The following is an 11,018-nucleotide window of genomic DNA, read 5'->3' as shown; positions in this document are numbered from 1 at the left end:
CCTTCGTGGTATGCCTGCTGTCGGTCGGCATGCCAGTGGGACTCAATGAAATTCTGTCCTGTTTATGCGCTGCGTCCCACGGGACAGTGGGATGCACACAGTGGGATGCAACGCGATTGGGCTTTTTTGCGTTGCGTACCGCACGCCGAGACCACTGGTTGCCAATTGGCAACCAACAGTACAGTGCGGGAAACACTAATGGCGCGCCGCACCTCAGATCCGTTTCGCAGTAGACTTGTTTTCGCGGGTCAGACAAGACAATAGACAGGTAAGACAGTAGACAGGTAAGACGGTAGACACCGCTGAAGGCCTTGCCCATTGCCATAGCATGGTTGCCAATTGGCAACCAACACGCCATTGCGGCCAACACATACCCGGCATCCCGCGTCAAAGACTCACGGACAACAGGCGAACAGGCCGACAAGCCGACCACACACAGAGCGCAGCCTGCCAGCTCGACTGTCGTCGAGCAACGTTCTACAAACAGCTCCGCTGTTTGCTTCACGGCAACGGCCCCGCAATCACGGACGCGCCACGCGCGCGGTCTGCCGGCTCGACTGTCGTCGAGCAACGTTGCCTACAAACAGCTCCGCTGTTTGCTTCACGGCAACGTCCATACGCCGACTGGCTATAGATCGATCTTGGGCGAGGCGTCCAGCAGCGTGCGCGTGTATTCGGCCTGCGGATCATTGAGCACGCGGTCGGTCGCGCCGCTTTCGACGATGCGCCCATGCCGCAGCACGGTGATCACATCCGACACCTCCTGCACAATGCCCAGATCATGCGTGATGAACAGGCACGCGAACCCATGCTCCTGCTGCAGCCGGCGCAGCAGATCGAGCACTCGCCGCTGCACGGTCACATCCAGCGACGAGGTCGGCTCGTCGGCGATCAGCAGTGACGGATTCAGCGACAGCGCACGCGCGATGCCGACGCGCTGCCGCTGACCACCGGACAGCTGATGCGGGAACCGATCGGCCACATCGGCCGGCAACTCGACCTGATCAAGCAGCTCAAGCACGCGCGCGCGGCGTTCCGCCTCGGAGAATCCGCCCTGCACGCTCATCGGCTCGGCGATGCTCCATGCAACGGTCTTGCGAGGGTTTAGCGCCGAACCGCTGTCCTGGAACACGTATCCCATATGCGACAGAATCCCGCGTTTACGCCGACCGTGCGCCTTGGCGAGATCCTGCCCCTCGATCAGCACCGACCCGAGCGTCGGCGCGAGCTGCCCGGATATGACCTTGGCGATCGTCGTCTTGCCGGCACCGGACTCGCCGACCAGCGCGCGCGTCCTGCCCACGGCCAGATCAAACGAGATGTGTTCGACGGCAAACGTGCCGGACTTGTAGGAGACCGACACGTCCTGCACGACTGCGATCCGCTTGGCATCCCCCAAAACGGACAGTTCGCCGCCGGCATCGCGAGCACCACCATCATCGCCGGCATCGCGAGCATCGCCGGACCCTTCTTCCCCGGAATCCCGCTCCGCAACACGCTCCGCGACATGCTCGACAACACGCAGCCGCGGCACGGCGGCCAGCAGCATCCGCGTGTAGTCGTCGGCCGGGTTGCGGAACACGCGATCCACGCTCCCCTGCTCGACGATCACCCCGTCATGCATCACATACATGTCCTGCGCCGCCTGCCAGACCACGCCCATGTCATGCGTGATGAGCAGCACCGCCAGGTCAAGCTCCTTGGCCAGCCGGGCGATCAGCGTCAGAATGGCCTTCTGCGTGGTCACATCCAGCGCGGTGGTCGGCTCGTCTGCGATCAGCACCTTCGGCCGGTTGATGATGGCCATGGCGATCATCACGCGCTGCAGCTGACCACCGGACAGCTGATGCGGATACGACGACCACACACGTTCGGCATCGTCGAGACCGACCTCGCGCAGCTGGGCGAGCACCTTCTGCTTTCGCTGCGCCGCGGTAAGCCCCTTCTGATGGTATTTGAGCGATTCAGCGACCTGCATGCCGAGTGTGAACACCGGATTGAACGCGGTGGACGGTTCCTGGAACACCGTGCCGATGTACTCGCCGCGAATGCGCTGCAGCGGCGCGTCGGCGGCCAGCAGATCGATGTCGTCATGCCGCGTGTCGCCGCGATCGGCGGCCGCAGCACGGTCCGAGGCAGTAACATCAACCGCCGCGCTATCACCGGCATCAACCGCAGCACCAGTCGAGCCAGCCGCGCCAGCCGAGCCAGCAGCATCCCCAGCGGTCGCATCCAGATACGCGTGCCCGCGCACCGTGGCGACCGACGGATCCAGCCTCGGCAGCGCCATGGCGGTCACCGACTTGCCGGAGCCGGATTCGCCCACCAACGCGGTGATGCGCCCCGGATACAGTTTCAGACTCACGCCATGCGTCACCTCCCGGTCGTCGAAGCTGACGGACAGTCCGTCAACGGTCACGATCGCGCGCGGTTCGCTCATCGTATGCTCCTTGTCGGTTCGTTTCGCCGGCGGCTCCGGTTGAAGGACGGACAGAAGTCCGCCACCGGGAGCCGCCAATCATCAGCCACTCATCAGCCAGCCATCAGCCAGCCATCAGCCAGCCGCCAGCTTCCAAAACCCGCACTCAGTTCTTGCTGGCGAGCTTGACCTGCGTGTAGTCCGGGTACGCGGGGAACTGACCGATGATGAAATCGGTCACGTTCGAGCCGTGGATGAAGGTGTTCTTCGAGTACAGCAGCGGCACGACGGGCGCATCCGCCATGATCGTCTTGTCGGTTTCGGCCCAGATCTTGCCCGCTTCGGTCTGATTGATCGTCTCGGTGGCCTTCTTGATGAGGGCATCGACCTTGGGGTTGTTGTATCGCGCCTGATTGTAGTTGCCGTTGCCGATCTGCGTGGAGTCGAACAGCGGGGAGATGTTCGCATACGGCGAGGGGAAGTCCGGCTGCCATCCGGAGATGACCAGATCGTAGTCGCCCTTGTCATTGGTGGAGGCATCCGAATAGACGTCGGAGTTGAGCGTCTGGATGTTCACCGTGATGCCGGCGCGCTTGAGGCTCGTCTGGATGGACGACGCGAGTTCGGCCTGATCGGAGGTGGCGATGAGCTTGAGCGTGGGAGCCGCCTCGCCGGATTCCTTGATCAGCTGCTTGGCCTTGTCCACGTCACCGGTCGGATCGGCCTCGTACAGGTTGTAGTCCACGTGGCCGGCGATGCCGGGCGTGATGAGCGTCGAGGCGATGTCGCCGGCGATCGTGCCGCCGGACGCGGTCTGATACGCCTTCTTGTCGATCGCGTATTCGATGGCCTGACGGATCTTCAGGTTCTTGACGTGCTCGGTATTGATCGCAAGATATGACAGGGCACCGCTGCTGCTGGTGGTCAGCAGCTTCTTGTAGGACGGATTGGCCTGAGCCTGGGCGAGCTGCGCAGCGGGCACGGTGCTGGCGCTGAACGCGTTGCGTCCCTCGCCGGTGCCTTGCATGATCGACTGCGCGGCCACGGACGAATCCTGGCTCATCTTGAACACGATCTTGTCGGGGCCTGCGGTACGCACCGAGTCGGTCTTCTTGTCCCAGTTCTCGTTGCGCACCAGCACGGTCTGCTTGCCGGCCTCGTTGGATTCGATACGGTAAGGGCCGGAGGAGACCGGCTTCTTGCCGTAGCCGGATGCCGGGCCCTTGCCCTGCGGCACCGGGGTGAATCCGGCGAGCGAGGCGACCCATGGCCAGTCGCCGAACGGCGCGTTGAGATGGAAGACGATGGTCTTGTCATCCGGCGTTTCGATGGAGTCCAGCTCCTCGCCGTCGAACGGGCCGTGGTAGTCCTGCGCGCCCTCCAGCAGGGTCTTGTGGTAGCTCAGGCCACCGGTCAGCGAATCGGCGAAGGAGCGTTCCAGACCGTACTTGATGTCCTTGGAGGTGATCGGCGTGCCGTCCTCGAACTTGACGCCGTCCTTGAGGGTGTAGGTCCACGTGCGGCCGTCGTCGCTCGGCTCGCCGGTGGTGGTCGCCAGATCGGGCACGACCTTGGTCTCGCCGCCCTCGGTGATCTTCCACGCGGTCAGTCGGCGGAAGATGTTGCCGTTGGAGGTGATCGGCAGACCCTGGCTCTTGGCCGGGTCGAGATCCATTTCGGTGGCGGAGGTGAGAATGGTGAGCATGCCGCCGGTCACGCCCGCCTTGTTGGCGTCATTCGCGCCGTTGCCATTCGCTCCGCAGCCGGCCAGTGCGAGCACTGCGGCGCATGCGGCGGCCGCTGCGGCACGCCAGGTGGTGATCTTCATGGGTTTTCCTCTCTTTTGGTGCCGATTCCGATCAGGTTTCCGGTTTCGGCAAGTATGGTCGGCAGTGGTTTCGACAGTGGTTTCGACAGTGGTTGGTTCGGCGGCTCGGTTTCGGCAAGTACGGCTTTCGTAGCAGCGCGATCATGCCGACGTTCCGACCGACGCTCCGATCGTCAGCGCCGCGTTCCTATGGCGACGCGTGGATCAAGCAGGCTGTAGCAGATGTCGACGATCAGGTTGGCCACGATCACGAGCACCGCGGCGAACAGCGTCGCCCCGACGAGCACCTGAAGGTCGAGATTGGTGACGGAGTCAAGCAGCAGCGCGCCAAGGCCCTGCATCGAGAACACCTTCTCCGTGAGCACCGCGCCACCGAGCAGACCGCCCAGATCAAGGCCGAACATGGTCATGACGGGCAGCATCGCGTTGCGCAGCGCATGCTTGAACACGATCACCGATTCGGGCACGCCCTTGGAGCGCGCGGTGCGAATGTAGTCCTGGCTGAGTTCGCCGATCATCTGCGTGCGCGTGACGCGCGTGTAGCCGGCCGCGCTGAGCACGGCGAGCACCAGCCACGGCAGAATCAGATGGTACAGCCATCCGACCGGATCATCGGAGAAGTTGACGTAGCCGCCGGACGGGAAGATCTGCGCGCTGAGCGCGAAGGCGATCACCGCGAGCAGTCCGATCAGATACGACGGAGCCGACACGCCGACCACCGACAATCCCAGCAGCGTGCGATCGACCAGCGTATCGCGCTTCAGCGCCGCCCACACACCGGTCGCGACGCCGATGATCAGCCACAGCACCGCCGCGCCGACCGCGATCGAGGCAGTGACCGGGAAGCGGTCGGCGATCAGCTGACTGACCGACTCGTTGAGGCGGAACGAATAGCCGAGGCAGGGCGCCGAGCAGACGACCGCTCCCCCGCCGCTGCCGAACGTGCGCCCGGCGAAGATGCCGGCCACATAGTTCCACATCTGCACATACCACGGCTGATCGGTGCCCATGAACGCGGAGACGCGGCTCAGCTGCTCGGGCGTGCACGGCTTGCCGCACGACAGCTGCGCCGGATTCGTGGGCAGCAGGAAGAAGATCAGGAACAATGCGAGCGTGATCAGCAGGATGACCAGCACCGAACTGGCGACACGCTTGCCGATGTAGGCGAGAATCCTCATGCACGCACCCCCTTACGCGGATCGATCGCATCGCTCAGGCCGTCGCCGAGCAGGTTGAAGCCGAAGGTGAGCAGGAACAGCGCACCGCCCGGAAACAGCAGATAGGCGGGATCGACCAGCGCCCATTGCACCGCATCGGAGATCGACCGGCCCCAGGAGGGCGTCGGCGGATTCATGCCCACGCCGAGGAACGACAGGCCGGCCTCCGCGCCGATGCGCCCCGGAATCGACAGAGTGACGTTGACGATGAGCAGCGGCATGAGGTTCGGCAGAATCTGATGCCACAGCACATGTGCCGGAGACGCGCCCATCACACGGGATGCGACCGCGAAATTGCGCTGCGACAGCGTGAGGGTCTGCCCGCGCACCAGACGCGCGATGCCCGGCCATCCGAAGAAGCCCAGCACCAGCGTCAGCAGCAGCGGACGCGGGAACGACGTGGGCACCACGGCCGACAGCGCGATCGCGAAGATCAGGAACGGAAAGCCGAAGAACACGTCCATCGTGCGCGAGATCAGCGAATCGATCAGACCGGGGAAATACCCGGCGACCAGGCCAAGCGTCACACCGATCACCAGCGAGATGATCGACGAGAACAGGCCGATGCCCAATGAGATGCGCGCGCCGTACGCGACGATCGAGAACAGATCGACGCCGCGCAGCGGAGTGACGCCGAACCAGTGGCTGGCGCTGATGCCACCGCCGAAGCCGACCGGAGCGGACGTGTCGCCCAGCGTTTCGGGATGCTCGGCATACGGATCGTTGCCGGTGATCGCCGACAGCGGGCCGGCGAATACGGCCAGCAGTACGAACAGCAGTACGATGCCGCCGCCGACGAGAATCGATGGCCGCAGGAACGGGGAGCGGGAGCGGGTCTTCTCGGCTTCACGCCCCGCCTTGGAACGCCCTGAGCCGGAACGCCCTGAGCCGGAACGCCCTCCCGCAGGCTTTGCCGACGGCTTCACGGGCTGTGCCGTGGCCGTCGCCGTCGCATCCTTCATAGTCGCTCTCCTCCGTCGTGTCGAAACCGCATTAGCCCGCCTGACGGCTGGGTTGCACGCGATCGTCATCAGAACAATTTGATGGCCGGTTATCCGAGCCGCCTTCCTCAACGACCGAGCCGGTTATCGACTTTCTCGATACCCGGCTCACAGGGCCTTAGTTCATATTGCTTAAACGAGGGCTGCGACGTTTTGCGCGATGAGCCGAAAACGGCGCGTATGCGGCGCAGTTGCGGCCACACGATAGTGTGGTGATTCATGAAGATCGACATCGTTTCCGTATTCCCCGAGTATTTCGACGTGCTCAACCTCAGTCTGTTCGGCAAGGCGCAGGCCAGGGGTCTGGTCGAGGTGACCGCGCACAATCTGCGCGATTGGACGCACGACGTGCATCATTCGGTCGATGACACGCCGGTCGGCGGGGGTGCCGGCATGGTGATGAAGCCCGAGGTGTGGGCGGAATGCCTGGATGATCTGTTGGGGCTGGGGGCTGAGGCGGACGCTCCGGAGGCGGCGGCCGGGACGGTTGCGTCGGAAGCTGGGGCTGGGACGGTCGCTCCGGCGGCGGATGCGGATACGTCGGCAGCGGATACGGATACGGTTGCACCGGTGCTGATTTTCCCGAATCCCTCCGCGCCGCTGTTCACGCAGCGCGACGCGACCGAGCTGTCGCACGCCGATCATCTGCTGTTCGGATGCGGGCGCTATGAGGGGTATGACGCGAGAATTCCCGAGTATTATCGCGCTCAGGGCGTGGATGTACGCGAGTATTCGATCGGTGACTATGTGCTCAACGGCGGCGAGGTGGCCGTTTCGGTGATGCTGGAGGCGATCACGCGGCTGTTGCCGGGATTCATGGGCAATGCGGAGTCCATCGTCGAGGAGTCGTACACGGGCGCCAATGCGCTGCTGGAGCATCGACAGTATACGAAACCGGCGGTTTGGCGCGGTTTGAGCGTGCCGGACGTGCTGCTGAGCGGTGATCATGGCAAGGTGGATCGGTTCCGGCGTGATGAGGCGCTGGCCCGGACGAATGAGATTCGGCCGGATCTGATCGAGTCGCTGGACTGCCATGCATTGGATAAGGCCGATCGCAAGACGCTGATGGCGCTGGGCTGGGAGGTGTCGGCGGTTCACCCGCGCAGGCTCGCCTCCCGGGATTGCGCGACCGCAGACGCGGGGACCCGGGAGTCGTAGTATCCTGCACCAGAAATTCGATGACGAATTCACTACCACTCAGTCCCGCCTCGCGGGCCAGCTAGACAAGGGGAGCCGGCAATATATCAATGAGCTCAATGAACTTCTGACGCGACATATGTGATGCAGGCGGTACAGGGCGTTTGGCCGCCGGATACAGTTGGGGCCGGTTCCTGGGATTGCGCGACGGCAATCGCGGAAACCGGCCCCTTCCTTGTCGCGATGATTATTACAGACCAAAGACCTTGACGCGATCCTCGGCCGGCTGCTTGTCGACCGGGCCGGCGGGCTGGGCGACGACGCCGAACGGCATCTGGGCCTGCAGCTTCCAGCTTGCCGGCAGACCGAACTCTGCGGTCACAGCCTCGTCGATCAGCGGGTTGTAGTGCTGAAGGGAGGCGCCGAGGCCCTTGTCGGCCAGCGCGGTCCACACGGCGAGCTGGAGCATGCCGGCGGCATCACGCGCGAAACCGGGGAAGTTGGCGGCGTAGGCCGGAATGTTCTCCTGCAGGGACTTGGTCACGTCGGTGTCGTCGTAGAACAGCACGGTACCGTGGCCGGCGGCGAAGGCATTGATCTTGCCCTCGGTGGCCTTGAACTTCTCATCGTCGTTGACGACCTTGCGCAGGGTCTCCTTGACGATGTTCCACAGCTTCTGGTTGGCGTCGCCGAACAGGACGACGGCGCGCTGCGGCTGCGAGTTGAAGGCGCTCGGCACGGCGACGGTCACGTCCTCGACCAGCTTGACGATCTCCTGGTCGCTGATCGGAGAGGCGCTGGTCAGCGCGTACTGCGAGCGGCGGTTGCGCAGATCCTCGACGAAGTTCGACATGGGTTCATCCTTTCGTTGTCGACTGTTCACATCTCGATTCGATACCTCTATTCGAGGTATCGTTGCCGGTATCCACTGTACGGCCCATCCATCCCGACCCGCAACCTTTCGCCCTCGGCGAAATGCATGGCAATTCCAGATCACGGCATGGCTGTCAACCGCGCGATTCACCCGTGCCGAGCGACCGCCTATTCGCCGAGCTCGCCATCGCGCTCGGAATCGCTCCTGGCATCGCGCTCGATGTAGTACACAGCCGTTTCGCCGTAATCACGCCGCTCGCCGATCACCCAGCCGGCCGGAGCGGACGGCTCTTCGGAGCGCACTGAGCGCTCAAGTACGATGAGCGCGTCGTCGGCCGCCGTCCCCGACGACGCCAGATCGGCGAGCAGACGGTCGCAATCGTCAGTGGACAGCGCGTAGGGAGGATCAATGAGAATGAGGTCGAACGGGCCGGAACCAGCCGCCGCGTAGCGTTCGGCCTTGGCTCGGATGACGCGGGCGGTGATGCCGGGGGCAGCCGCCCAGGCACGTCCATGCTTCAAAGTGGTCAGGGTCTTGGCGATCAACGTGGCGGTCCGACCATCCGATTCGACGCACACCAGTTCGCGAGCGCCACGGCTCAGGGCCTCGATGCCCAGCGCGCCGGTGCCCGCATACAGGTCGAGCACGCGCGCATCGGCGATCACATCCCACGCGTCAAGTCTGGAGAAGATCGCCTCCTTGGTGCGATCGGTGGTGGGTCGCGTATTCGCGTTCGGCGAGGCGAGCGGCGCGCCTTTGAATCGTCCGGAGATCACATGCATGCAATCACTGTACCGCCGACTGTGCCGCTGATCGCGCCACGTGAGCGTCGCGATGAATCACCCGACGTCAAAACACGCGTTGCCTGCGAATCGGCAGGGCCGATCGTAGGCAACGCGTGTCAAGAGGAGGCAAGGATATTGCGCTAAGCGGCGGTCGCGTGGTCGGCGACACCGCAGGCACCGATCGGCACCGGCGCATCGTCGTCGGAACGATGCAGCGACAGCGTCGAGGTGCTCAGCGACAGTCGTCCGATCGCACTGCCTCCCACGCCCGCCACCCGAGTTGCTCCGGCAGCAGGGGATGCAACGGCCGCAGCAGGAGCCGCAAACGCCACAGGAGATGCCACCGAGGCAACGCCGGCCCCCGCAACCGCGACACCAGCAACCCCAGCGACACCAGCCGCAGCCGGCACGCGATGCCGACCGGCCGAGCGGGCCCGCCGCAATGCATCATCGTCGAATTCGCCGGTCTGCCGCGCCACGATCGTCGCGCAGGTCACCGCAGCCGACACGTTCGCCATCGTGCTCGGCATGCCGACGATATTGCTGACCGGCACCAGCGGCACCAGCAGCTGCACCGGCAGACCGACCGCAGTGAACACGGTGGTGGCGGTCACGATCGCCGTGCCGGGAACTCCGGCCGTGCCGATCGAGGCGAACAGGCCGATGATCGCAAGACCCACGTAGGCCGCCGGACCATAATCGAGACCAAGCGCGTTGATCGTGAACACCGCCGACAGCATCGGCCATACGCCGGCGCATCCGGGCATGCCGATCGTCGTGCCGATCGGCGTGGTGAAGTTCGCCACGTCAGCGCCGACGCCGATCGTGCCGATCTGACGGATGCTCAGCGGCAGCGTCGCCACGCTGGATTGCGTGGTGAACGCGGCCGTCTGCGCCGGCAGCACGGCCTTGAAGAACGTCAGCGGCGGCACCTTGGCGACCAGCGCAAGCAGCGCGCCGTTGACCAGGAACGCCTGCACGAAGTTGAGCGCGAAACCAAGCAGCAGAATGCCGAGCAGGGCGAGCAGCGCGTCGGCCTTGGATGTGGTGGCCGCCGTGGACGTGGCGCCGAGCACGATCACCGCGTACGGAGTGAGCTCGACCACGTAGCCGACCGCCTTGTAGATCACGTCCTTGGTCTGGTCGAAGAAGCCGCGCACGATGTCGACGCTGCGCTTGCGTCCGACCGAGACGATGGCGATCGCCAGTACGGTGGCCGTGATGATGATCGGCACGACGCGGTTACCGGACAGATCACCGATGATGTTCTTCGGGAAGAAGTTCAGCACCACCTGATCGAACGGGGCAGTCTGCGAGGTGAGGAATCCGGCGGTGGCCTCGTCGTTGACGAGCTTGACACCGGAGCCGATGTGCAGCGGAATCGCGACCGCCAGCGTCATCACGATGGCGATGAGGTTGGTCAGCATCAGCCATCCGACCGAACGCAGACCGATGCCGCGCAGTTTCCTGAGATTGCCGACGTAGGTGATGCTGGAGATGATCGACACGAAGATCAGCGGCGCGACCAGCGCGGTGATCAGGTTGATGTAGATGTTGCCCAGCAGGTTGAGCGAGGTCACGTCGCCGTTGAACGCGAGGCTGAGCGCGATGCCCAGCACCAGCGCGACGATCGTCAGCACGCTGAAGTTGACTTTGAGCGCCACACGCAGCAGGGCGATCAGGGCGAACAGTACGATGACTGCCACCCAGACCGCCACTGCGGTGGGATCGATCGAGGAAAGCGGTCCCAATCCCAT

8 protein-coding genes are annotated in these 11,018 nt (G+C 64.1%); 1 reads left to right on the top strand and 7 read right to left on the bottom strand.

The window, feature by feature from the left end; all coding sequences use genetic code 11:
- Window positions 1-628: 628 nt before the first annotated feature.
- The 4 genes from EHS19_RS07690 to EHS19_RS07675 form a co-directional block, all read right to left on the bottom strand.
- Window positions 629-2,440 (bottom strand): dipeptide ABC transporter ATP-binding protein, encoded by a 1,812-nt coding sequence (locus EHS19_RS07690; RefSeq protein ID WP_151917184.1) that lies wholly within the window; start codon window positions 2,438-2,440, stop codon window positions 629-631.
- A gap of 145 nt (window positions 2,441-2,585) precedes the next feature.
- Complete coding sequence (locus tag EHS19_RS07685; RefSeq protein ID WP_151917183.1) at window positions 2,586-4,247, bottom strand: ABC transporter substrate-binding protein; 1,662 nt, start codon at window positions 4,245-4,247, stop codon at window positions 2,586-2,588.
- Between the two features lie 173 nt (window positions 4,248-4,420).
- Window positions 4,421-5,425, bottom strand: coding sequence for an ABC transporter permease (locus EHS19_RS07680; RefSeq protein ID WP_151917182.1), 1,005 nt, complete (start codon window positions 5,423-5,425; stop codon window positions 4,421-4,423).
- Window positions 5,422-6,426 carry an ABC transporter permease gene (locus EHS19_RS07675; RefSeq protein ID WP_151917181.1) on the bottom strand — a complete coding sequence of 335 codons (1,005 nt, stop codon included), beginning with the start codon at window positions 6,424-6,426 and terminating at the stop codon, window positions 5,422-5,424. The genes EHS19_RS07680 and EHS19_RS07675 overlap by 4 nt, the downstream gene beginning before the upstream one ends.
- A 258-nt stretch (window positions 6,427-6,684) precedes the next feature.
- Between EHS19_RS07675 and trmD the strand changes: the two genes are divergently transcribed.
- Complete coding sequence (gene trmD, locus EHS19_RS07670) at window positions 6,685-7,623, top strand: tRNA (guanosine(37)-N1)-methyltransferase TrmD (protein ID WP_151917180.1); 939 nt, start codon at window positions 6,685-6,687, stop codon at window positions 7,621-7,623.
- Window positions 7,624-7,852: 229 nt separating this feature from the next.
- Here trmD and EHS19_RS07665 read toward each other — a convergent pair whose 3' ends face one another.
- From EHS19_RS07665 to EHS19_RS07655, 3 genes are all read right to left on the bottom strand, one after another.
- Window positions 7,853-8,455 (bottom strand): nitroreductase family protein, encoded by a 603-nt coding sequence (locus tag EHS19_RS07665; RefSeq protein WP_151917179.1) that lies wholly within the window; start codon window positions 8,453-8,455, stop codon window positions 7,853-7,855.
- A 188-nt stretch (window positions 8,456-8,643) separates the two neighbouring features.
- A complete protein-coding gene (gene rsmD / locus EHS19_RS07660; RefSeq protein WP_151917178.1) occupies window positions 8,644-9,258 on the bottom strand; it encodes a 16S rRNA (guanine(966)-N(2))-methyltransferase RsmD in 615 nt (204 codons plus the stop codon).
- Between the two features lie 143 nt (window positions 9,259-9,401).
- Window positions 9,402-11,018: a dicarboxylate/amino acid:cation symporter gene (locus EHS19_RS07655; protein WP_241677149.1), complete on the bottom strand. Its 1,617-nt coding sequence runs from the start codon at window positions 11,016-11,018 to the stop codon at window positions 9,402-9,404.

Source organism: Bifidobacterium jacchi, from assembly GCF_009078285.1.
GTDB classification, from domain to species: Bacteria; Actinomycetota; Actinomycetes; order Actinomycetales; family Bifidobacteriaceae; genus Bifidobacterium; species Bifidobacterium jacchi.
This window is presented reverse-complemented; position numbering and strand designations above follow the sequence as displayed.